The sequence below is a fragment of the Streptomyces spiralis genome (genome assembly GCF_014654675.1).
Lineage (GTDB): Bacteria > Actinomycetota > Actinomycetes > Streptomycetales > Streptomycetaceae > Streptomyces > Streptomyces spiralis.
This window is the reverse complement of sequence record NZ_BNBC01000036.1, coordinates 31,546-52,863: the sequence shown is the minus strand read 5'-3', so window position 1 is coordinate 52,863 and position 21,318 is coordinate 31,546. Positions and strand designations below refer to the sequence as shown.

General features: G+C 72.0%; 19 protein-coding genes and 2 pseudogenes. 10 read left to right on the top strand and 11 right to left on the bottom strand.

The features are described from left to right. Nucleotides 1-11: 11 nt before the first annotated feature. From IE318_RS30595 to IE318_RS30585, 3 genes and pseudogenes are all read right to left on the bottom strand, one after another. Nucleotides 12-98: pseudogene (locus IE318_RS30595) on the bottom strand (thiolase family protein); the annotation flags it as partial. A gap of 2 nt (nucleotides 99-100) precedes the next feature. After that, the gene (locus tag IE318_RS30590) at nucleotides 101-748 is read right to left on the bottom strand and encodes a CoA transferase subunit B (RefSeq protein ID WP_189905542.1); all 648 of its coding nucleotides are present in this window, start codon (nucleotides 746-748) and stop codon (nucleotides 101-103) included. Then, entirely contained in the window at nucleotides 748-1,530 is a 783-nt protein-coding gene (locus tag IE318_RS30585; RefSeq protein WP_189905540.1) for a CoA transferase subunit A, read from the bottom strand. Before IE318_RS30585 ends, IE318_RS30590 begins: the two co-directional genes overlap by 1 nt. A 179-nt stretch (nucleotides 1,531-1,709) precedes the next feature. On the opposite strand from IE318_RS30585, the gene IE318_RS30580 reads away from it, so the two are divergent. Both IE318_RS30580 and IE318_RS30575 read left to right on the top strand, forming a co-directional pair. Continuing rightward, the gene (locus tag IE318_RS30580) at nucleotides 1,710-2,174 is read left to right on the top strand and encodes a MarR family winged helix-turn-helix transcriptional regulator (protein WP_189905538.1); all 465 of its coding nucleotides are present in this window, start codon (nucleotides 1,710-1,712) and stop codon (nucleotides 2,172-2,174) included. Nucleotides 2,175-2,280: 106 nt separating this feature from the next. Then, the gene (locus IE318_RS30575; RefSeq protein ID WP_030169205.1) at nucleotides 2,281-3,471 is read left to right on the top strand and encodes a zinc-dependent alcohol dehydrogenase; all 1,191 of its coding nucleotides are present in this window, start codon (nucleotides 2,281-2,283) and stop codon (nucleotides 3,469-3,471) included. A gap of 15 nt (nucleotides 3,472-3,486) precedes the next feature. On the opposite strand, the gene IE318_RS30570 is transcribed toward IE318_RS30575, so the two are convergent. Continuing rightward, nucleotides 3,487-4,560: an ATP-dependent DNA ligase gene (locus IE318_RS30570; RefSeq protein WP_189905537.1), complete on the bottom strand. Its 1,074-nt coding sequence runs from the start codon at nucleotides 4,558-4,560 to the stop codon at nucleotides 3,487-3,489. 74 nt (nucleotides 4,561-4,634) lie between these two features. Here IE318_RS30570 and ligD point away from each other — a divergent pair, with 74 nt between their 5' ends. Both ligD and IE318_RS30560 read left to right on the top strand, forming a co-directional pair. Beyond that, a complete protein-coding gene (gene ligD / locus IE318_RS30565) occupies nucleotides 4,635-5,663 on the top strand; it encodes a non-homologous end-joining DNA ligase (RefSeq protein ID WP_189905535.1) in 1,029 nt (342 codons plus the stop codon). A gap of 288 nt (nucleotides 5,664-5,951) precedes the next feature. Beyond that, nucleotides 5,952-6,988 (top strand): annotated as a pseudogene (locus IE318_RS30560) (LacI family DNA-binding transcriptional regulator). 28 nt (nucleotides 6,989-7,016) lie between these two features. Here the strand turns inward: IE318_RS30560 and IE318_RS30555 are convergent. Then, nucleotides 7,017-7,811, bottom strand: coding sequence for a VOC family protein (locus IE318_RS30555; RefSeq protein WP_189905533.1), 795 nt, complete (start codon nucleotides 7,809-7,811; stop codon nucleotides 7,017-7,019). A gap of 207 nt (nucleotides 7,812-8,018) precedes the next feature. Between IE318_RS30555 and IE318_RS30550 the strand changes: the two genes are divergently transcribed. Then, nucleotides 8,019-8,264 carry a WhiB family transcriptional regulator gene (locus IE318_RS30550; protein ID WP_189905531.1) on the top strand — a complete coding sequence of 82 codons (246 nt, stop codon included), beginning with the start codon at nucleotides 8,019-8,021 and terminating at the stop codon, nucleotides 8,262-8,264. Between the two features lie 48 nt (nucleotides 8,265-8,312). Here the strand turns inward: IE318_RS30550 and IE318_RS30545 are convergent, their stop codons facing one another. The 4 genes from IE318_RS30545 to ssgD all read right to left on the bottom strand — a co-directional run bounded on the left by IE318_RS30545 (nucleotide 8,313) and on the right by ssgD (nucleotide 12,920). Then, a complete protein-coding gene (locus tag IE318_RS30545) occupies nucleotides 8,313-9,287 on the bottom strand; it encodes an acyl-ACP desaturase (protein WP_189905529.1) in 975 nt (324 codons plus the stop codon). A 231-nt stretch (nucleotides 9,288-9,518) separates the two neighbouring features. Beyond that, nucleotides 9,519-10,295 (bottom strand): dimethylargininase, encoded by a 777-nt coding sequence (ddaH, locus tag IE318_RS30540; protein WP_189905527.1) that lies wholly within the window; start codon nucleotides 10,293-10,295, stop codon nucleotides 9,519-9,521. A gap of 182 nt (nucleotides 10,296-10,477) precedes the next feature. Next, nucleotides 10,478-12,103, bottom strand: a complete 1,626-nt coding sequence (locus IE318_RS30535; RefSeq protein WP_189905525.1) for an ABC-F family ATP-binding cassette domain-containing protein — start codon at nucleotides 12,101-12,103, stop codon at nucleotides 10,478-10,480. A 400-nt stretch (nucleotides 12,104-12,503) separates the two neighbouring features. Further along, nucleotides 12,504-12,920 (bottom strand): spore wall synthesis regulator SsgD, encoded by a 417-nt coding sequence (gene ssgD / locus IE318_RS30530; RefSeq protein ID WP_189905523.1) that lies wholly within the window; start codon nucleotides 12,918-12,920, stop codon nucleotides 12,504-12,506. A 426-nt stretch (nucleotides 12,921-13,346) separates the two neighbouring features. Between ssgD and IE318_RS30525 the strand changes: the two genes are divergently transcribed. Both IE318_RS30525 and IE318_RS30520 read left to right on the top strand, forming a co-directional pair. Further along, nucleotides 13,347-13,640: a hypothetical protein gene (locus IE318_RS30525; protein WP_030169176.1), complete on the top strand. Its 294-nt coding sequence runs from the start codon at nucleotides 13,347-13,349 to the stop codon at nucleotides 13,638-13,640. Nucleotides 13,641-13,723: 83 nt separating this feature from the next. Further along, nucleotides 13,724-14,422 carry an endonuclease V gene (locus IE318_RS30520; protein ID WP_189905521.1) on the top strand — a complete coding sequence of 233 codons (699 nt, stop codon included), beginning with the start codon at nucleotides 13,724-13,726 and terminating at the stop codon, nucleotides 14,420-14,422. 38 nt (nucleotides 14,423-14,460) lie between these two features. Here IE318_RS30520 and IE318_RS30515 read toward each other — a convergent pair whose 3' ends face one another. After that, complete coding sequence (locus IE318_RS30515) at nucleotides 14,461-15,639, bottom strand: saccharopine dehydrogenase family protein (RefSeq protein ID WP_189905518.1); 1,179 nt, start codon at nucleotides 15,637-15,639, stop codon at nucleotides 14,461-14,463. Between the two features lie 247 nt (nucleotides 15,640-15,886). On the opposite strand from IE318_RS30515, the gene IE318_RS30510 reads away from it, so the two are divergent. From IE318_RS30510 to IE318_RS30500, 3 genes are read left to right on the top strand one after another with little or no spacing between them, the layout of a single operon-like run. Further along, entirely contained in the window at nucleotides 15,887-17,044 is a 1,158-nt protein-coding gene (locus IE318_RS30510; RefSeq protein WP_189905516.1) for a CaiB/BaiF CoA transferase family protein, read from the top strand. 11 nt (nucleotides 17,045-17,055) lie between these two features. Beyond that, nucleotides 17,056-18,270 carry an acetyl-CoA C-acetyltransferase gene (locus IE318_RS30505; protein WP_030169164.1) on the top strand — a complete coding sequence of 405 codons (1,215 nt, stop codon included), beginning with the start codon at nucleotides 17,056-17,058 and terminating at the stop codon, nucleotides 18,268-18,270. Nucleotides 18,271-18,314: 44 nt separating this feature from the next. Continuing rightward, on the top strand, nucleotides 18,315-20,495 hold the full coding sequence (locus tag IE318_RS30500) for a 3-hydroxyacyl-CoA dehydrogenase NAD-binding domain-containing protein (RefSeq protein WP_189905514.1): 2,181 nt from the start codon (nucleotides 18,315-18,317) through the stop codon (nucleotides 20,493-20,495). 9 nt (nucleotides 20,496-20,504) lie between these two features. Here the strand turns inward: IE318_RS30500 and IE318_RS30495 are convergent, their stop codons facing one another. Continuing rightward, nucleotides 20,505-21,287 (bottom strand): MerR family transcriptional regulator, encoded by a 783-nt coding sequence (locus tag IE318_RS30495; protein WP_229903837.1) that lies wholly within the window; start codon nucleotides 21,285-21,287, stop codon nucleotides 20,505-20,507. Between the last annotated feature and the right edge of the window lie 31 nt (nucleotides 21,288-21,318).

Here is a 21,318-nt window from a genome sequence, read left to right as displayed (position 1 = left end):
CTGACGCTTCCTTAGCGTTCGAGAACGAGGGCGAGGCCCTGGCCGACACCGATGCAGAGGGTGGCGACGCCGGTTCCGGAGCCCTTGCGGGCGAGCTGCTTCATCGCCGGAGCTCCTCCGGGACACGGACCTCGGCGTCGGTCCTGGCGGTGATCTCCTCGACGGAGACGCCGGGCGCGGTCTCGACGAGGACGAGTCCGTCGGCGGTGACGTCGAGGACGCCGAGGTCGGTGATGATCCGGTCGACGCAGGCCTTGCCGGTCAGGGGCAGCAGGCACCGCTCGAGGATCTTCGGCGATCCGTCCTTCGCGGTGTGCGTCATGACGACGATGACGGTACGGGCGCCGTGGACCAGGTCCATCGCACCGCCGATCCCGGTGATCATCTTGCCGGGGACGGCCCAGTTCGCCAGGTCGCCGGTGGCGGAGACCTGCATGGCGCCCAGCACGGCGACGTCGATGTGCCCGCCCCGGATCATCGCGAAGGACAGCGCCGAGTCGAAGAACGAGGCCCCCGGCAGGACCGTGACGGTCTCCTTGCCCGCGTTGATCAGATCGGGGTCGACCTGCTCCTCGGTGGGATACGGGCCGGTGCCCAGGATGCCGTTCTCCGACTCCAGGATCACCTCGACGCCCTGGGGCAGGTGGTTGGGGATCAGGGTGGGCAGTCCGATGCCCAGGTTGACGTACTGGCCGTCGCGCAGCTCGCGCGCCGCACGGGCGGCCATCTCCTCACGGGTCCAGGCCATCACGCACTCACCGTCCCTCGCGCCTCGGGCGCGGAAACCGTCCGCTTCTCGATCCGCTTGTCCGTCGCCTGCTCCGGGGTCAGCGCGACCACGCGCTGCACGAAGACGCCCGGCAGGTGCACCGCGTCCGGGTCCAGCTCGCCGGGCTCGACCAGCTCCTCCACCTCGGCGATCGTGATCTTGCCGGCCATCGCGGCCAGCGGGTTGAAGTTGCGGGAGGACTTGTTGAAGACCAGGTTGCCGTGACGGTCGCCCTTCGCCGCCCGGACCAGGGCGAAGTCGGTGCGGATGCCCCGCTCCAGCACGTACTGGACGCCGTCGAACTCGCGCACCTCCTTGGGCGGCGAGGCGAGCGCCACCCCGCCCTGTCCGTCGTAGCGCCAGGGCAGTCCGCCGTCGGCGACCTGAGTGCCGACCCCGGCCGGGGTGTAGAACGCGGGGATGCCCGCGCCGCCGGCGCGCAGCCGCTCGGCCAGCGTGCCCTGCGGGATCATCTCCACCTCCAGCTCACCGGCCAGGTACTGGCGGGCGAACTCCTTGTTCGCGCCGATGTAGGAGCCGGTCACCCGGGCGATCCGCCCGGCCGCGAGCAGCACCGCGAGACCGGAGTCCATGGCACCGCAGTTGTTGGAGACGACCGAGAGGCCGCCGACCCCGCGCTCGTACAGCGCCTGGATCAGCACGTTCGGCACGCCGCTCAGCCCGAATCCGCCCACCGCCAGCGACGCGCCGTCCGGCACGTCGGCCACCGCCTCCACGGCCGTGGCGACCACCTTGTCCATCCGTGAAGTCCATCTCTCCGCGGTTAATCAGGGCACTGAGTAATTCAGCGATATGCCATCACGCTGCCACCGGAGGTCAAAACCGTCAAGACCTCGGTGAATCACTGATCCAGGTGGACGACAGAAGAGGGATCGCCGACTATTGTTCAGTGCACCGACGAATCGATCAGGGAGCGCACATGGCCGCGGTGGACCTGACCACCCACCCCGGGCACCTGGCCCGGCGGCTCCAGCAGGCCCACTACCTGCTGTGGAACACGATGGTCTCCGAGGAGATCACCTCGCCGCAGTTCGCGGTCCTGAACGCGCTCGTCGCCGAGCCCGGGCTCGACCAGCGCACGGTGGGGGAGCGGGTGGGCCTCGACCGGTCCACCATCGCCGAGCTCATCAGCAGGCTCGGCCGCCGGGGACTGCTGGACAAGGTCCGCGACCCGCAGGACGGCCGTCGCTTCCTGCTGCGGCTGACCGAGGAGGGCGAGCGGACCCACCGCAAGCTCACCGTCCGCACGGCCCGGATGAACCAGGTCTTCCTGGCCCCGCTCAGCGCCGAGGAGCAGACCCGGTTCCTCGACCTCATCCGCAGGGTCGCGGACGCGGCCGAGGAACTGCGCAACCCGGGGGAACGCACGGCCGCGCCGGCCTGACTCCGTCGCCGCCGGAGAGTGTCTCGCTCCGCCGGTTCGCCCATGTCTGCCCGGGTACCCGGGCGTCCGCGAAGACGACGGACCACGGCGGAAAGGGGCGCCACACATGAAGGCAGTCACCTGGCAGGGCAAGCGCGACGTCCGGGTGGACGACGTTCCCGATCCGAAGATCCAGGAGCCGACGGACGCCGTCATCCGGATCACCTCGACCGGCCTGTGCGGCTCGGACCTGCACCTGTACGAGGTGCTCACCCCGTTCATGACACCGGGCGACATCCTCGGCCACGAGCCGATGGGCATCGTCGAGGAGGTGGGACCCGAGGTACCGAATCTGAGGCCCGGCGACCGCGTGGTCGTGCCGTTCCAGATCTCCTGCGGCCACTGCTTCATGTGCTCCGCCGGCCTGCAGACCCAGTGCGAGACCACCCAGGTCACCAGCGAGGGCATGGGCGCCGCACTGTTCGGCTACACCCGCCTGTACGGCGCCGTACCGGGCGCCCAGGCCGAGTACCTGCGCGTCCCGCAGGCGCACTACGGCCCGATCAAGGTTCCCCACGGGCCGGCCGACGACCGTTTCGTCTACCTCTCCGACGTGCTGCCCACCGCCTGGCAGGCCGTCGCCTACGCCGATGTGCCCAGGGGCGGCACCGTCGCCGTGCTCGGCCTCGGCCCGATCGGGGACATGGCCTGCCGGATCGCCAAGGCGCGCGGCGCCGAGCGGGTGTTCGGCGTGGACCTGGTCCCGGAGCGGCTGGCACGGGCGCGCCGGCGCGGAGTGGAGACGTACGACCTGCGCGACTTCGACCACGAGAAGGAACTCGTCGCCGCGATCCACGACGAGACCGGCGGGCGCGGCCCCGACGCCGTGATCGACGCGGTCGGCACCGAGGCGCACGGCAGTCATGTCGCCCGGCTCGTCCAGCAGACGGCCTCCGCCATGCCGCGCGCCCTGAGCGGCCCGCTCTCCGAACGCTTCAGCGTGGACCGGCTCTCCGCCCTCCACATGGCCATCGACCTGGTGCGCCGCGGCGGCACCCTGTCGCTCATCGGCGTCTACGGCGGCTCGGCCGACCCGATGCCGATGCTCACCCTCTTCGACAAGCAGCTCCAGATCCGGATGGGCCAGGCCAACGTCCGCCACTGGACCGACGAGATCCTGCCCTACCTCACCGACGAGGACCCGCTCGGCGTCGACGACTTCGCCACGCACCGGGTGCCGCTCGCGGACGCGCCGCACGCGTACGAGATGTTCCAGCGCAAGCAGGACGGCGCGATCAAGGTGCTGATGACACCCTGACGACGACGCACCGGCTCAGCGGGGCCGGGAGCCGAGGATCTCCGCGAGGTCGTAGCGGACCGGCTCCTCCAGCTGGGCGTAGGTGCAGCTGTCCGGGGTGCGGTCCGGGCGCCAGCGGCGGAAGCGTGCCGTGTGCCGGAACCGCGCCCCGTTCTCCATGTGGTCGTACGCCACCTCCGCCACCCGCTCCGGCCTCAGCGGCACCCAGGACAGATCCTTCCTGCCCGACCAGCGGCTCGGCGCGCCCGGCAGCCGGGCCGACTCGTGGGCCGCCTCGTCGGACCAGGCCGCCCACGGGTGCCCCGCCACATCGTCCATCCGCAGCGGCGCCAGCTCCTCGATCAGCTCGGCTCGGCGCTTCATCGGGAACGCGGCCGACACGCCCACATGCTGGAGCCTGCCGTGGTCGTCGTACAGGCCGAGCAGCAGCGACCCGACGACGGGACCGCTCTTGTGGAGCCGGTAGCCGGCGACCACCACATCCGCCGTGCGCTCGTGCTTGACCTTGAACATGGCCCGCTCGTCCTGGAGGTAACGCACCTGAGGCGGTTTGGCGATCACCCCGTCCAGACCAGCGCCCTCGTACTGCTCGAACCACTGCCGCGCCACCTCGACGTCGGTCGTCGCGGGTGCCACGTGCACCGGGGCGGTCGCCTCCGCCAGTGCCCTGACCAGCAGCGCCCGCCGGTCCGACAGCGGCACGTCGAGCAGCGACTCGTCGTCCAGCGCGAGCAGGTCGAACGCCACGAAGGACGAGGGGGTCCGCTCCGCCAGCATGCGCACCCGCGAGTCGGCCGGGTGGATCCGCTCGGTCAGCGCGTCGAAGTCCAGATGGCCCTGCCGGGCGATCACGATCTCCCCGTCCAGCACGCAGCGCTCGGGCACACGCTCCTTCAGGGCCTCCACCAGTTCCGGGAAGTACCTGGTCAGCGGCTTGCCGGTACGGCTGCCCAGCTCGACCTCGTCGCCGTCGCGGAACACGATCGCCCGGAACCCGTCCCACTTCGCCTCGTACTGCATGCCCGCGGGGATCTTCGCCACCGACTTGGCGAGCATCGGCTTCACAGGGGGCATCACGGGCAGATCCATGCTGAGATTGTGCGCGCTCGCGATGCCGTTCGCCCGGTGTGCGAGGTGTGCGGCGTACGCCTACCGTGGCTCGCATGGGCGATGCGGTGGAACTGGACGTGGCGGGCCGGACGGTACGGCTGTCCAGCCCGGACAAGGTCTTCTTCCCGGAGCGCGGCTACACCAAGCTGGACGTCGCCCGCTACTACCAGGCGGTCGCCCCCGGCATCCTGCGCGCCCTGCGTGACCGCCCCACCACCCTGGAGCGCTACCCCGACGGCATCACCGGCGAGTGGTTCTTCCAGAAGCGGGCGCCCAAGGGCATGCCCGCCTGGATCCCGACCGCCCACATCACCTTCCCCAGCGGCCGCAGCGCCGACGAGATGTGCCCCACCGAGGAGGCCGCCGTGGTGTGGGCCGCCCAGTACGGCACCCTCACCTTCCACCCCTGGCCGGTACGGCGCGACGACGTCGACCACCCCGACGAACTGCGCATCGACCTCGACCCGCAGCCCGGCACCGACTACGACGACGCCGTCCGCGCCGCCCACGAACTGCGCGGAGTGCTGGAGGAGTTCGGCGGCCTGCGCGGCTGGCCCAAGACCTCCGGCGGACGCGGCCTGCACGTGTTCGTGCCCATCGAACCCCGGTGGACCTTCACCCAGGTGCGGCGGGCCGCCATCGCCCTCGGCCGGGAACTGGAGCGCCGGATGCCGGAGCAGGTGACGATCAAGTGGTGGAAGGAGGAACGCGGGGCCCGCATCTTCGTCGACTACAACCAGACCGCCCGCGACCGCACCATCGCCTCCGCCTACTCCGTACGCCCCCGCCCCGACGCCCCCGTCTCGGCCCCCCTGACCTGGGACGAGGTGGGCGTCGCCCGCCCTCAGGACTTCGACATCGCGACCATGCCCGCCCGGTACGCCGAACTGGGCGACGTGCACGCCGACATGGACGACCACACCTTCTCCCTGGAGGCGCTGCTGGAACTGGCCGCGCAGGACGAGCGCGACCACGGCCTCGGCGACCTGCCCTATCCGCCGGAGTACCCGAAGATGCCGGGCGAGCCCAAGCGGGTGCAGCCGAGCCGGGCCCGGCGCGCGAAGGCCGCCCCGGAGTCGTAGGGGGTGTCTCGTCGATCGTGCCGGGCTCGCGGTGGCCGGCGCCGCACCTCGCCGCGTTGTCGTCGGTCGCCGATGCTCCGCATCGACTCCCTCCTCCGCCTTGCGATGCTCCCCCACTGCCTGAACGGCGTGGGAGGTGCCCCCACCACCAGCCACCGCTCCCTGATCCGGCCTGATCGACGAGACACCCCCTAGGGCCCCTGCCGGCCGCCGGTTGCGAGAGCGCTCTCAGGGCCGTTGCGGGCCGGGGCTATCCTGATCCGCAACCGCCGGTGAGGAGAGTCCGAAGTGACCGAGACAGCGTCGCGTCCCACGTTGGAGGCCGTGGCCGCGCGGGCGGGGGTGTCGCGGGCCACCGTCTCCCGGGTGGTCAACGGGTCGGACGGAGTCAGGGAGCCCCTGGCCGAGCGGGTCCGGAGGGCCGTGGAGGAACTGGGATACGTGCCGAACCAGGCGGCCCGCAGCCTGGTGACCAAGCGGCACGACGCCGTCGCCGTCGTCATCGCCGAACCGGAGACCCGCGTCTTCGCCGACCCGTTCTTCGCGCTCCAGCTGCGCGGGATCAGCAAGGAGCTGACGGCGCACGACTCCCAGCTCGTGCTGCTGCTGACCGAGGGGCGCGACGACCACACCCGGGTCGGCCGCTACCTCGCGGGCGGCCACGTCGACGGCGCGCTCGTCTTCTCCCTCCACCTCGACGACCCGCTGCCCGGCCTGATCCAGCGCGCCGGGGTGCCGACCGTGTTCGGCGGGCGGCCCGGCTGGAGCGAGGGCACCCGGGACGTGGTGTACGTCGACAGCGACAACCGGGGCGGCGCGCGGCAGGCGGTACGGCACCTCGTCGAGCTCGGCCGGAAGCGGATCGGGCACATCTCCGGCGTCCTGGACCAGACCTCGGCGGTGGACCGGCTGGACGGCTACCGGGACGTCATGGCCGGCGCCGCCCCCGGCTGGTCGTGGAGAGCGACTTCACGCCCGCCGGCGGCGAGCGCGGCATGCGGGAACTCCTGGACCGCTGCCCCGACCTCGACGCGGTGTTCGCCGCCAACGACCTGGCCGCCGCCGGCGCCCTGCGCGTGCTCCGCGAGCGCGGGCTGCGGGTGCCGGAGGACGTCGCGGTGGTCGGTTTCGACGACATGCTGCCCGTCGCCGAGCAGACCGACCCACCGCTGACGACCGTCCGTCAGGACATCGAGGAGATGGGCCGGCTGATGGCCCGCCTGCTGCTGCGCGGCCTCGACCGGCAGGGCGCCGAAGCGGCGGCCGCGGCCGCGCCCACCAGCGTCGTCCTGCCGACCACCCTGGTGCGGCGCGCCTCCGCGTAGACCGGCCGGGCCCGCCCGCCCGGGACCCTCATGCCTGCTGCTGCGGTGCGCTCTTGATGACCGCGAAGCGGGCACCGTAGGGGTCGGCGAGGCGGGCGATGCGGCCGACGCCCGGGACGTCGGCGGCCGCCCGGCGGACCGTGCCGCCCCGCTCCAGGGCCCGGGCGACCGTGACGTCCGCGTCCTCGACCTCGAAGTACGGCAGCCAGTACGGACCGGCCTCCGCCTCGATAGGGTCGTCGGACAGCGGGACGACGCCGCCGAAGATGGCGTCCTCGCCGCCCTCGGCGGGGTTGACACACGTGTACGTGCCGCCGGGGAAGGGGGCCGCCGAGGTCTCCAGACCCAGCACCTTGTAGTAGAACGCGGCGGCCGCCGCGATGTCCGGCGTGTACAGCTCGACCCAGCACAGCGAGCCCGGGTCACCGGCCAGGTCCACGCCTCTGATCCGCCCCGGCTGCCAGAGACCGAACGGCACGCCCGCCTGGTCGGCGAGGATCGCCATGTGGCCCTCGCCCATCACGTCCATGGGCCGCACCAGCACCCTGCCGTGCGCCTGTTCGGCCGCCTTCGCGGTCGCCTCCGCGTCGGAACACTGGAAGTACACGGTCCAGGCGGGCGGACCCTGCTCGGCCGTGGTCTGCATGCCGCCGGCCACGGTTCGGCCGTCCAGCTGGAAGAAGCCGTAGCCGCCTGCATCGGGCCCCGCGGACCGGAACTGCCAGCCGAACAGCGCGGCGTAGAAGGAGCGGGCGCCGTCGATGTCGGGGGTGCCGACGTCGATCCAGTTCGGAGCGCCGTCCACGAAACGGGTGGTGAGCATCGCTGCCCTCCTCGGGAAGAGACCCGTTGTCTGCTCTGCCGAGTCTCGCACCGCCCACTGACAATCGCGTGTCGCCGCCTTCCTCGGGCGCGCCGCCGTGCGCCGGCCCCGGTCGCGGCGCCATCATCGGGACCGCGGGCGGCCACTGTACGCGTCGTTGATCCGGCGTTGATCGAACGTTTTTCGCCGTCCGGCACGATCTCGCTCATGCACATCGAGACCCTCACCCCGGCCGACCCCGCCTGGCAGGCCCAGGCGCTGTGCGCGCAGACCGGGGCCGACTTCTTCTTTCCCGAGCCGGGCAGCTCCGTGCGCGAGGCCAAGCGCATCTGCGGCATGTGCGAGATGCGCTCGGCCTGTCTGGAGTACGCGCTGGCGAACGACGAACGCTTCGGCGTCTGGGGCGGACTGTCCGAAAAGGAACGGCAGAACCTGCGGCGGGTGACCCCCTAGGGGGACCGGCGCCACTGGGCCGTTCGGCCGCGGTTCCGGCCGGTTCGTTCAGGCGCCGGCGCGGGACGCCATGCGCGCCTTGCGGGCCGCCAGCTTCTCGTCGAACCTGGCCGCCTCCGCGTCCAGACCGCCCATGAACAGGCCGAGTTCCTCCTGTGCCTGCCGCCCCTCGGGGCCGAGACCGTCGATCTCCATGACCTTCAGGAAGCGCAGCACCGGCTGGAGCACGTCGTCGTGGTGGATGCGCAGGTTGTAGACCTCGCCGATGGCCATCTGGGCCGCCGCCCGCTCGAACCCGGGGATGCCGTGGCCCGGCATGCGGAAGTCGACCACCACGTCCCGCACCGCCTGCATGGTCGGGTCGGGGGCGATCTCGAAGGCCGCCTTGAGCAGGTTGCGGTAGAAGACCATGTGCAGGTTCTCGTCGGTCGCGATCCGCGCCAGCATGCGGTCGCAGACCGGATCGCCGGACTGGTGACCGGTGTTGCGGTGCGAGATGCGGGTGGCGAGCTCCTGGAAGGCGACGTAGGCGACCGAGTGCAGCATCGAGTGCCGGTTGTCGGACTCGAAGCCCTCGCTCATGTGCGCCATGCGGAACTGCTCCAGCTTGTCCGGGTCGACCGCGCGCGAGGTGAGCAGGTAGTCGCGCATCACGATGCCGTGCCGGCCCTCCTCGGCCGTCCATCGGTGCACCCAGGTGCCCCAGGCGCCGTCGCGCCCGAACAGGGTGGCGATCTCGTGGTGGTAGCTGGGCAGGTTGTCCTCGGTCAGGAGATTGACGACGAGGGCGATCCGGCCGATCTCCGTTACCTTGGACTGCTCCTTGTCCCAGGCCTCGCCGTCCGCGAACTGCCCGGGGAAGTTGCGGCCGTCGCTCCACGGCACGTACTCGTGCGGCATCCAGTCCTTGGCGACCATAAGATGCCGGTTGAGCTCGTTCTCGACCACTTCCTCCAGTGCGTACAGCAGCCGGGTGTCGGTCCAGGCGGACGGGCTGCCGAGGTGCGGGGAGGTGATCGTCACGGGAACTCCAGGGGGGACGCACAAGAAAGAGGGGACGTACCGGCGAGCGGTGCCGGAACTTACGGGATCGTAGGCTACGAAGCCGTAGGTTACGAAGCCGTAGGTTAAGTTCGCTGTAAAGGCCGCTGATCAGGCCGCCGAGCCCCGGGAGTTGGCCGCGCCTGGCGCACAGGCGGAGCGACCCCCGGGACCCGCAGGTCCCGGAGCCGCGCGAGGGACCGGCTCACCCGGTCAGGCGTACAACTCCCGCAGCCGCACCGAGAGGCATGTCACACACCCCTCCAGCTTCTCGAACTCGCTGATGTCCACCACGACCGGTTCGAAGCCGAGGTCGCCCAGCAGTTCGGCCGTCTTCGGCGCGCTCGCCGCCATCAGCAGCCTGCCGCCCCCGAGCAGCACCACATGGCCGCCGGACTCCTCCGGCACCGGCAGGAAGCGCGGGTACAGCGACGGTGTGTCCACCTTCGGGATGTGGCCGATGACGGTGCCGTCCGGGAGCGCCGTCACCGCCGACTTCAGGTGCAGCACCTTGCTGACCGGGACGGCCACCACCCGCGCGCCCAGCGGCTCGAACACGGCCCGCAGCTGCTGCACCCCGGCCGCGTTGGTACGCCCGCCACGGCCCACGTAGATCGTGTCGCCGACCTTCAGCACGTCGCCGCCGTCCAGGGTGCCCGGCTCCCAGACCCAGTTGACGGAGCAGCCCAGCCGTGCCACCGCCTCCTCGACCCCGGCGGTCTCCGCGCGCCGCGACTCGGCGCCGGGCCGGGTGATCAGAGCGACGTTCCGGTACACCACGACGGTGTCCTCGACGAACACCGCGTCGGGGCAGTCGTCGGCCGGCTCGACCTCGGTCGTCTCCCAGCCGTTCGCCCGCAGCGCCTCGACGTACGCCTCCCACTGCCGCGCCGCCAGCTCCACGTCGACCGTCTCCCGCTCGATGTGGGTCACCAGCCCTTCGGCGAGGCGCGGGCCGGGGCGGCGGACGAGGGCCTTCTGGCTGGGCACGAGGGTCTCCGTATCGAGCGGGGTGGTACTGGTGTGGTGGTGCCGGTGCCCTGCGGACGCGAGGCGCGGCAGGGCACCGACTGGCCATCATGCGTCACCGGAGCGCGCGGACTGAACCCCCGTTGCCGGGCTGTGGCCCTCCTGAGATGCGCATCCTGAGACGCGCACTCCCGTGCCCGCGACTACGCGGGGTCCCCGACGGCCTCCCGGTCGGTCTCCTTCAGCTCTCCCTCCTCCAGCAGCAGCCAGCGCGTGATGCCGATCGACTCCAGGAACGGCAGGTCGTGGCTGGCCACGATCAGCGCGCCCTCGTAGGACTCCAGGGCCGTCGTCAGCTGCCGCACACTCGCCATGTCGAGGTTGTTCGTCGGCTCGTCGAGCATCAGCAGCTGCGGCGCGGGCTCGGCCAGCATCAGCGCGGCCAGCGCGGCCCGGAAGCGTTCGCCGCCGGACAGCGTCCCCGCCTTCTGGTCTGCCCGGGCGCCCCGGAACAGGAAGCGGGCGAGGCGGGCCCGGACCCGGTTGTTGGTGGCTTCCGGCGCGAACCGGGCCACGTTCTCCGCGACGCTCAGCTCGCCGTCGAGGACGTCCAGGCGCTGCGGCAGGAACCGCATCGGGACGTGCGCGGCCACCGTGCCCGACTCCGGCACCAGCTCCCCGGCGATCGTGCGCAGCAGGGTCGTCTTGCCCGCGCCGTTGCGCCCGATCAGCGCGACGCGCTCCGGACCGCGCAGGTCGAGACCGCCGTCCACGCGCGCGCCGTACGCCAGCCGGAGGTCCTGGAGGGTGAGGACGGTACGGCCCGGCGGCACGGCCGTGTAGGGAAGGTCGACGCGGATCTCGTCGTCGTCCCGTACCGCCTCCACCGCCTCGTCGAACCGTTCCCGGGCCTCGGCGAGCCGCTCCTCGTGCATGATGCGGTGCTTGCCCGCGGACTCCTGGGCCGCGCGTTTGCGGGCCCCCATGACGATCTTCGGTTCGCGTTTGCTGTCCCACATCTTCTGGCCGTACCGCTTGCGGCGGGCCAGCTTGACCTGGGCGTCGGCCAGCTCGCGCTTCTGCTTGCGCAGATCGGCCTCGGCGACCCGCACCATCCGCTCGGCGGCCTCCTGCTCGATCGCGAGGACCTCCTCGTACGCCGAGAAGTTGCCGCCGTACCAGGTGACCTCACCGGAGCGCAGATCGGCGATCTGGTCGACCAGCTCCAGCAGTTCGCGGTCGTGGCTGACGACGACCATCACCCCGGGCCAGGCGGCGACGGCCGCGTACAGCCGCCGGCGCGCGTACAGGTCGAGGTTGTTGGTCGGCTCGTCCAGCAGCAGGACGTCGGGGCGGCGCAGCAGCAGCGCGGCCAGGCGCAGCAGCACCGACTCGCCGCCCGACACCTCGCCGATGGTGCGGTCCAACTCGATGTGGCCGAGTCCGAGCTCGCCGAGCGTGGCCAGGGCGCGTTCTTCCACGTCCCAGTTGTCGCCGATGGTCTCGAAGTGCTCCTCGGCCGCGTCGCCGGCCTCGATGGCGTGCAGCGCGGCCCGCTGCGCGGCGATGCCGAGCGCCTCGTCGACGCGGAGCGCGGTGTCGAGCGTGACGTTCTGCGGCAGGCAGCCGACCTCGCCGGAGACCCGCACGGTGCCGTCGGACGGCGCGAGCTCACCGGCGATCAGCTTGAGCAGGGTGGACTTGCCGGACCCGTTGACGCCGACGAGCCCGGTCCGGCCGGGGCCGAAGGCGATGTCGAGGCCGCTGAAGACGGTGGTGCCGTCGGGCCAGGCGAAGGACAGGGAGGTGCAGGTGATGGATGCGGACATGGGCGCCTCGCGGTTTGCTGTGGGTGCGGTAAGGGGGCAAACGCGTGTCGAGACACCGCAAGGCGAAGATCACCGTATGTGGGGAAGGGCCCACGGGGCATGAGAAAAGCCCTGGCCGGATTCCCGGAGGACGGCTCGGACGCCGAGGTCGCACGCGACGCACACACCTGTTCGATGTGACGCGGTGTCTCAGGACCTCAGACGAGCAACGTCCTTCTCCAATCGACGGCAACAGGACCGCTGTACACCGTACGAGAGCGCGAGACGGCTGTCAACGAGATAACGGGCCGCGCCGGGCACCCACCGGCGCGAACGTCCGAGAAGCCCGTTCCGGGTCCCGCGAGCCCGTTCCTGGGGCGGGAGTCCGTCTCGGGGCCGGGAGCCCGTTGCGGGCCGGGCGTCAGCAGGCGTCGCGCATCAGCTCCGCCAGGTCGCGGTCCAGGTCGAACTGGAGGTGCTCCAGGCCGGCCGGCACCAGCTCGCTCGTGGCGCTGAGGAACCGCCGAATCTGCTCGCTGCGCACATGCACCACGGCGGTGCCCTCCGGCGCGTGGAACTCCAGGACGGTCCGGTCGTAGCCGTACGGCCGCACGCGTACGTCCCCGTGGCCCTCGGGCTCGTGCAGGCCGGCCGCGAGCAGGTCGCGCGCGAAGGTCCAGCAGACCTCCACGCCCTCGAGGGTGGCCGGGGCCGGGAAGGTCATGCGGACGGCGAACGGGTCGCGCCGGTCGTAGTGGAATGTGGCGGGAATGCTGGGCATCCGCGGTGCGGCGGCGACCAGACGCGCCTCGACGGTCTGCTCGATGACGGTGGACAACGCCTTGCTCCCTTGTGGCATATGACGATCACGATCACACAGGACGATCACGCAGGACGGCTGGAGGGACGTCCGCACGGACGAGGCCGGGCACTGGGAGAGACGTCGGATCCAGCCGATCCGTGCACACGAAGTGCGAGTGACCTCTGTCACCGCGTTCATTCACAGAAGTTACGAGCGGTGTCTGTCCGCGCGGAACGGTTCTCCGGCCGTGCGAGGCAAGGGAGTTGGGGCCGTGGTCCGCGGTCCGGCGGTCGTGCGGTCCCACGGACGCGTTCGACGCCGTCGACCGCCCAGGGTCCGCGCGGTGCCGGGCAGCCGACGGCGAGGAGCGGGTCGCTCGACTGGAGGAGTGGATATCGCCTGAAATGACGAACTGTTTCAGGATGCGGGTATCCGTTCCTTGACAGAGAGGAAGTGAACGGCATGCCACGCGGTTCCAGCTCCAAACGGGAGCGCCAGTACGAGCACATCAAGGAGAGCGCTCAGGACCGGGGGGAGAGCGCAGGCCGCGCCAAGGAGATCGCCGGGCGCACGGTGAACAAGGAGCGCGCCCGCTCGGGCGAGTCCAAGACCGCGAGCCGGTCCGGACAGCGCTCCGGCCGGGGCTCCGAGGGCCCCACCTACGATCAGCTCTACGAGGAGGCCAAGCGGCGCAACATCCACGGCCGCTCGGACATGAACAAGCAGCAGCTGCGGCAGGCCCTGGGCAAGAGCTGACCCGCGCCCGGGGCGGGACGGGCCCACCCCGCCCCGCCCCGGCGTCCCTGGCGGACACGACGCCCCGTACCCTCGTCAGCACCATGACGACGACCGTAGGCATTCCCGCCGGCTGGCCTGTGACCGAGGAGCAGGCTCGCGCCGTGCAGGACGAGTTGCGCGCACGCGTGGTGCTGGACGAGCGGGGGCCGGAGCCCGGCGCGGGGCACGTCACGGGCGTCGACGTCGCCTACGACGACGAGCGGGACGTCGTCGCGGCGGCGGCCGTCGTGCTGGAGGCGGCCACGCTGCGCGTCGTCGCCGAGGCCACCGCCGTCGGCCGGATCTCCTTCCCCTACGTGCCCGGGCTGCTCGCCTTCCGGGAGATCCCCACCGTGCTCGCCGCGCTGGACGCCCTGGACCGCCCGCCCGGAGTGGTCGTCTGCGACGGCTACGGCCTCGCCCACCCCCGTCGCTTCGGCCTGGCCAGCCACCTCGGCGTGGTCACCGGGCTGCCGACGATCGGCGTCGCCAAGAACCCCTTCACCTTCGCCTACGACGACCCCGGCACCCCGCGTGGCAGCGCCTCCCCGCTCCTGGCCGGCTCCGACGAGGTGGGCCGCGCACTGCGCACCCGGGACGGGGTGAAGCCGGTCTTCGTCTCCGTGGGCCACCGGGTGACCCTGGACAACGCCTGCGCCCACACCCTCGCCCTCACCCCGGCCTACCGTCTGCCGGAGACGACCCGCAGGGCCGACGCACTGTGCCGCCGGGCGCTGAGGGAGGCCACGCAGCACGTCTAGGGGATGTCTTGCGCGGGGGCCGGGACGCAGGCGCCGCGCTAACGGCTCGCCGCCGTGCGGAAGGTGATGCCGGCCGCGCGCAGGCGGTCGATCAGCGTGTTGCCCATGGCCGCGGCCGTCGTCACCTGGCCGGCCGTGTGCGGCAGGTCGTCGAAGGCGAGGGACAGAGCGGACTCGGCGAACATCTTCGCCGTCTCGTCGTACCCGGGGTCGCCGCCCGCGACCTCGGTGAACACCCGCCTGCCACCGCCCTCGCCGACGAAGCGCAGCGAGAACCAGCTCCGGGCGCGCTTCTCCGCGCTCGGCCCCTCGCCGGGCCTGAGCCGGCCGGACAGCCAGCGGCGGGCGGGCGCCAGTTGGGCCGCCGCCGCGAGCGTGCCGACGGCGGCGACCCCGCCCACCGCGACCGGCAGGTGCCGTACGGCCGCGTAGTGGCGGTAGCGGAAGTCCGGGCCGTACCGTTCCAGCGCCCGCGCGGAGCGCACCACGATCTGCGGGTCGATGGTCGGCAGCGGCAGCGCCCACGCGCCGATCTCCCCGGCGAACCGCGGCGCGCCCACCGGTGCGGACGCCCGCCGCCCCATCAGCCGCGGCTCGTGCCGCGCGCGGTCCCGGGCCGCCGCCCGCATGCTCAGCGGACGCGCGAACTGGTTGAGCGCCGAGGCGAACGTCCCGCCCGAGAAGGCCGCGTCCGCCCGGACGTACCCGTCCACCGCGAGCGGCACGCCCTCCGGCAGCTGCTGCACGGTGAAGTACACGCCCAGGTCGTGCGGCACCGAGTCGAACCCGCACGCGTGCACCAGGCGCGATCCGGTCTCCCGCGCGCGCGTGTCGTGCCGGACGTACACCAGGTCGACGAACTCCGGCTCACCGGTCAGGTCCAGGTAGTCCGTGCCGCTGTCCGCGCAGGCGGCGACCAGTTCCTCCCCGTACGTCACATAAGGACCCACGGTGGTGGCCACCACGCGCGCCTGCCGGGCCAGTTCCCGCAGGGAGTCCGGTTCGGCCACGTCCGCCCGCAGCACCCCGACGGACGCACCGCCGGGCAGCCGTTCGCGCAGCTGCCGAAGCCTGTGCTCGCCGCGGCCGGCGATCGCCCAGCGCAGCCCCTCGGGGGCATGGGCGGCGAGGTACTCCGTGGTGAGCGTCCCCACGAAGCCCGTGGCCCCGAAGAGCACGATGTCGTACGGACGCTCCGTCGTTTTCAGCCTGCTCATGACACCCCTCGCCGTCGCTCCCGCAGCCCACATGCCCGCGCCGCTGTCGGTGGCCGAGGCTAGCGTGAAGCACGGCGGAACCCGACGGCGAGGGGTGGTGAGTGGTACGGCCACCGCCGTATCGGGTACATCTCGCCATGGCTCGGCTAAGCGCTTGCTCGTTCAGGGCTTGTGCGCGGTGGAACACGTTCTTAGCATCGTCGGTGTGACATCAGTTGTGTCACGTCGGTCGCGGCAAGGGGGCTCGATGGCAACGGCACAGGGACCAGGGCGGCACGGGCCGCTCACCGGCGTGCGCGTGGTCGAGCTGGCCGGCATCGGCCCCGGACCGTTCGCCGCGATGCTGCTGGCCGATCTGGGAGCCGACGTGGTGCGGGTGGACCGCCCCGGCGGCGCCGGACTGGGCATCGACCCCGCCCATGACCTCACCAACCGCAACAAGCGCTCCGTGATCGTCGACCTGAAGGCGCCGGACGGCCCCGCCCGCGTCCTCGACCTCGCCGCCCGCGCGGACGTCCTCATCGAGGGCTACCGCCCCGGCGTCGCCGAACGCCTCGGCGTCGGCCCCGAGGACTGCCACGCCCGCAACCCCCGGCTCGTCTACGGCCGGATGACCGGCTGGGGCCAGGACGGACCGCTCGCCCCGCGCGCGGGACACGACATCGCCTACATCGCCGTCACCGGCACCCTCGGCATGATCGGCGAGGCGGACGGACCCCCGGCCGTGCCCGTCAACCTCCTCGGCGACTACGCGGGCGGTTCCCTGTACCTCGTCGTCGGCGTCCTCGCCGCCCTGCACCACGCCCGCGCCACCGGCACGGGTCAGGTGGTGGACGCCGCCATCGTCGACGGCGCCGCCCACCTGTCCACGATGATCCACGGCATGCTCGCCGCCGGCGGCTGGCAGGACCGCCGCGGCTCCAACCTCCTGGACGGCGGCTGCCCGTACTACGGCACCTACGAGACCTCCGACGGCGGACACATGGCGGTCGGGGCGCTGGAACAGCGGTTCTACGACGAGTTCCTCAGCCTCCTCGGCCTGGCGGACCTCGCCGAGGCGCACGGCGACATCACCCGCTGGGACGAACTGCGCAAGGCGGTCGCCGACCGCTTCAGATCCCGCACCCGGCAGGAGTGGACCACCGTCTTCGAGGGCTCCGACGCGTGCGTGGCCCCCGTGCTGTCACTGCGCGAGGCCCCGCGCCACCCGCACCTCGCCGCCCGCGCCACGTTCACCGAGCACGCCGGCCTCACCCAGCCCGCCCCCGCGCCCCGCTTCTCCGCCACCCCCACCGCCGTCCGCACCGGCCCCGCCCTGCCGGGCGCCGACACGGCGGACGTGGCCCGCGACTGGGACCTGTCCTCCCTCGCCCCCCGACCTCATCGCACCGAGAACCCTCGCTGAAAGGCTTGCCCGTGACCACCGAAGCGTACGTGTACGACGCGATCCGCACCCCCCGCGGGCGCGGCAAGGCAGGCGGCTCCCTGCACGGCACGAAGCCCATCGACCTGGTCGTCGGCCTCATCCACGAGATCCGCGACCGCTTCCCCGGCCTGGACCCGGCGGCCGTCGACGACATCGTGCTCGGCGTCGTCGGCCCCGTGGGCGACCAGGGCTCCGACATCGCGCGCATCGCCGCCGTCGCCGCCGGACTGCCCGACACGGTGGCCGGCGTGCAGGAGAACCGCTTCTGCGCCTCGGGCCTGGAGGCCGTCAACCTGGCCGCCGCCAAGGTGCGTTCCGGCTGGGAGGACCTGGTCCTGGCCGGCGGCGTCGAGTCGATGTCCCGGGTGCCGATGGCCTCCGACGGCGGCGCCTGGTTCAACGACCCGATGACCAACCTCGCCGTCAACTTCGTGCCCCAGGGCATCGGCGCCGACCTGATCGCCACCATCGAGGGCTTCACCCGGCGCGACGTCGACGAGTACGCCGCCCTGTCCCAGGAGCGCGCCGCCACCGCCTGGAAGGAGGGCCGCTTCGACCGCTCGGTCGTCCCCGTCAGGGACCGCAACGGCCTGGTCGTCCTCGACCACGACGAGCACCTGCGCCCCGGCACCACCGCCGACTCCCTCGCCAAGCTGAAGCCGTCCTTCGCGGACATCGGCGACCTGGGCGGCTTCGACGCCGTGGCCCTGCAGAAGTACCACTGGGTCGAGAAGATCGACCACGTCCACCACGCCGGCAACTCCTCCGGCATCGTGGACGGCGCCTCCCTCGCCGCCATCGGCTCCAAGGAGGTCGGCGAGCGCTACGGCCTCACCCCGCGCGCGCGGATCGTCTCCGCCGCCGTCTCCGGCTCCGAGCCCACCATCATGCTCACCGGGCCCGCCCCCGCCACCCGCAAGGCGCTCGCCAAGGCCGGCCTGACCATCGACGACATCGACCTCGTCGAGATCAACGAGGCGTTCGCGGCGGTCGTGCTGCGCTTCGTGAAGGACATGGGCCTTTCCCTGGACAAGGTCAACGTCAACGGCGGCGCCATCGCCATGGGCCACCCGCTCGGCGCCACCGGCGCGATGATCCTCGGCACCCTCGTCGACGAACTGGAGCGCCAGGACAAGCGCTACGGTCTCGCCACGCTCTGCGTGGGCGGCGGCATGGGCATCGCCACGATCGTCGAGCGCGTCTGACCCCCTCCCAACGGATCACCACGGACCATCACGGAGCACCTTCCATGAGCACTGAGCCCACCACCATCCGCTGGGAACAGGACGACACCGGCGTCGTCACCCTCGTCCTCGACGACCCCCACCAGTCCGCGAACACCATGAACCAGGCGTTCCGCGACTCCCTCGCGGCGGTCACCGACCGCCTGGAGACCGAGAAGGACTCGATCCGCGGCGTCATCCTCACCTCCGCCAAGAAGACCTTCTTCGCCGGCGGCGACCTGCGCGACCTGATCCGGGTCACGCCCGAGACCGCCCAGGACCTGTTCGACGGCGGTCTCGCCATCAAGCGGAACCTGCGCCGCATCGAGACCCTCGGCAAGCCGGTCGTCGCGGCCATCAACGGCGCCGCCCTCGGCGGCGGCTACGAACTCGCCCTCGCCTGCCACCACCGGATCGCCCTCGACACCCCCGGCACGAAGATCGGCTGCCCCGAGGTGACCCTGGGCCTGCTCCCCGGCGGCGGCGGAGTGGTCCGCACCGTACGGCTGCTGGGCATCACCGACGCCCTGCTGAAGGTGCTCCTCCAGGGCACCCAGTACAACGCCCGGCGCGCCCAGGAGAACGGCCTCGTCCACGAGGTGGCCGAGACCCCCGAGGACCTGCTCGCCAAGGCCCGCGCCTTCATCGACGCCCACCCCGAGTCGCAGCAGCCCTGGGACCGCCCCGGCTACAAGATCCCCGGCGGCACCCCGGCGAACCCCAAGTTCGCCGCCAACCTGCCCGCCTTCCCGGCCAACCTGCGCAAGCAGACGAACGGCGCCCCCTACCCGGCGCCGCGCAACATCCTCGCCGCCGCCGTCGAGGGCGCCCAGGTCGACTTCGAGACCGCCCAGGTCATCGAGGCCCGCTACTTCGTGGAGCTGGCCGCCGGGCAGATCTCGAAGAACATGATCCAGGCGTTCTTCTTCGACCTCCAGGCCGTCAACTCCGGCGCCAACCGCCCCCAGGGCGTCGAGCCCCGCCAGGTCCGCAAGGTGGCCGTCCTCGGCGCCGGGATGATGGGCGCGGGCATCGCCTACGCGTGCGCCCACGGCGGCATGGAGGTCGTCCTGAAGGACGTCTCCCTGGAGGCCGCCGTCCGGGGCAAGGGCTACTCCGAGAAGCTGTGCGCCAAGGCCGTCGCCAGGGGCCGTACGACGCAGGACAAGGCGGACGCGCTGCTCGCCCGCATCACGCCCACCGCCGAGGTCGCCGACCTCGCCGGCTGCGACGCGGTGATCGAGGCCGTCTTCGAGGACCCGGCCCTCAAGCACAAGGTGTTCCAGGAGATCGAGGCCGTCGTCGCGCCGGACGCGCTGCTGTGCTCCAACACCTCCACCCTGCCCATCACCGCCCTCGCCGAGGGCGTCCAGCGCCAGACCGACTTCATCGGGCTGCACTTCTTCTCGCCCGTCGACAAGATGCCGCTGGTGGAGATCATCAAGGGCGAGCGCACCGGCGAGGAGGCGCTGGCCCGCGCTTTCGACCTGGTCCGGCAGATCAAGAAGACCCCGATCGTGGTCAACGACTCGCGCGGGTTCTTCACCTCCCGGGTGATCGGCCACTTCATCAACGAGGGCGTGGCGATGGTCGGCGAGGGCATCGAGCCCGCGTCGGTGGAGCAGGCGGCGGCGCAGGCGGGCTACCCGGCCAAGGTGCTCTCCCTCATGGACGAGCTGACGCTCACGCTGCCCCGCAAGATCCGCAACGAGTCGAAGCGCGCCGTCGAGGAGGCGGGCGGCACCTGGCCCGCGCACCCGGCGGAGGCGGTCATCGACCGCATGATCGACGAGTTCGGGCGCACCGGGCGCAGCGGCGGCGCGGGCTTCTACGACTACGACGAGGACGGCAGGCGGGCCGGGCTGTGGCCGGGCCTGCGCGAGCACTTCTCCGAGCCGGGGTACGAGATCCCGTTCCGGGACATGCAGGAGCGCATGCTCTTCGCCGAGGCGCTCGACACCGTCAGGCTCCTGGAGGAGGGCGTCCTGACCTCCGTCGCCGACGCCAACATCGGCTCGATCTTCGGCATCGGCTTCCCCGGCTGGACCGGTGGCGTCCTGCAGTACATCAACGGCTACGACGGCGGCCTGCCCGGGTTCGTGGCCCGCGCGCGGGAGCTCGCCGAGCGCTACGGCGAGCGGTTCACCCCGCCCGCCCTGCTGGTTGCCAAGGCGGAGAAGGGGGAGACCTTCACCGACGCGAGCTGAAGCACGTGCTCAGGCGGACGACGCGTCCCGGGACGCGTCCCCAGAGGTCCCGTCCCGCGACGCGCCGTCCGCCTCCGCCTCCGTCTCCGTCTCCGCAGAGCCCACCCACTCCCGCAGCTCCTCCTTCAGCGACCGCTGGAAGGTGGTCAGCAGGGCCTGCACCACCAACGGGTGCATATGAGCCGAAAGCGACTTCACGTCCCGGGTGTCACGCTCGGCGACCGCGTCGCGCAGCAGCCCCGACAGCTCGCGGGCGGCGGCGCGCGCGTGGTCGGTCAGCGCCGTGCGCGCGGCGAGGATCGTCTCCTGGGACAGCGGGACGTCCAGCAGCTCCACCCCGAGCCGGAAAAGCCCCGCGTCGACGCGGAACGCGTCCTCGCCCTCCCGCACGACCACGTTCATCGCCGCGAGCCGCTGCACGTCCTCGTCGGACAGCGGCCGCCCGGCCCGGCGGCCGAGCTCGCGGCGGGACACCGTCTCCACGCTCTCCGGCGCCCAGGAGGCGACGACCGCGCGGTGCACGGCCAGGTCGTGCGGGCTGAGGTCCGGCGGCAGCTGCCGCAGATGGCGCTCGATCGCGGCGAGTGTCATGCCCTGGTGCTGCATCTCCTCGATCAGCGCCAGACGCGCCAGGTGGTCCGTGCCGTAGCGGCCCACCCGGCGCGGACCGATCACGGGCGGCGGCAGCAGACCGCGACTGCTGTAGAAGCGGACCGTGCGCACGGTGACACCGGCCCGCGCGGCCAGCTCGTCGATCGTGAGGGCCGGCTCGTCGCTGTCCGTCGTCGTCATGTGCAGCAGTATCGCTGTCTCACCAATGGTG

Coding starts and splice junctions, on each gene's coding strand:
- IE318_RS30590 (WP_189905542.1), bottom strand. CDS start 748: ATGGCCTGGACCCGTGAGGAGATGGCCGCCCGTGCGGCGCGCGAGCTG.
- IE318_RS30585 (WP_189905540.1), bottom strand. CDS start 1,530: ATGGACAAGGTGGTCGCCACGGCCGTGGAGGCGGTGGCCGACGTGCCG.
- IE318_RS30580 (WP_189905538.1), top strand. CDS start 1,710: ATGGCCGCGGTGGACCTGACCACCCACCCCGGGCACCTGGCCCGGCGG.
- IE318_RS30575 (WP_030169205.1), top strand. CDS start 2,281: ATGAAGGCAGTCACCTGGCAGGGCAAGCGCGACGTCCGGGTGGACGAC.
- IE318_RS30570 (WP_189905537.1), bottom strand. CDS start 4,560: ATGGATCTGCCCGTGATGCCCCCTGTGAAGCCGATGCTCGCCAAGTCG.
- ligD (WP_189905535.1), top strand. CDS start 4,635: ATGGGCGATGCGGTGGAACTGGACGTGGCGGGCCGGACGGTACGGCTG.
- IE318_RS30555 (WP_189905533.1), bottom strand. CDS start 7,811: ATGCTCACCACCCGTTTCGTGGACGGCGCTCCGAACTGGATCGACGTC.
- IE318_RS30550 (WP_189905531.1), top strand. CDS start 8,019: ATGCACATCGAGACCCTCACCCCGGCCGACCCCGCCTGGCAGGCCCAG.
- IE318_RS30535 (WP_189905525.1), bottom strand. CDS start 12,103: ATGTCCGCATCCATCACCTGCACCTCCCTGTCCTTCGCCTGGCCCGAC.
- IE318_RS30525 (WP_030169176.1), top strand. CDS start 13,347: ATGCCACGCGGTTCCAGCTCCAAACGGGAGCGCCAGTACGAGCACATC.
- IE318_RS30520 (WP_189905521.1), top strand. CDS start 13,724: ATGACGACGACCGTAGGCATTCCCGCCGGCTGGCCTGTGACCGAGGAG.
- IE318_RS30515 (WP_189905518.1), bottom strand. CDS start 15,639: ATGAGCAGGCTGAAAACGACGGAGCGTCCGTACGACATCGTGCTCTTC.
- IE318_RS30510 (WP_189905516.1), top strand. CDS start 15,887: ATGGCAACGGCACAGGGACCAGGGCGGCACGGGCCGCTCACCGGCGTG.
- IE318_RS30500 (WP_189905514.1), top strand. CDS start 18,315: ATGAGCACTGAGCCCACCACCATCCGCTGGGAACAGGACGACACCGGC.
- IE318_RS30495 (WP_229903837.1), bottom strand. CDS start 21,287: ATGACGACGACGGACAGCGACGAGCCGGCCCTCACGATCGACGAGCTG.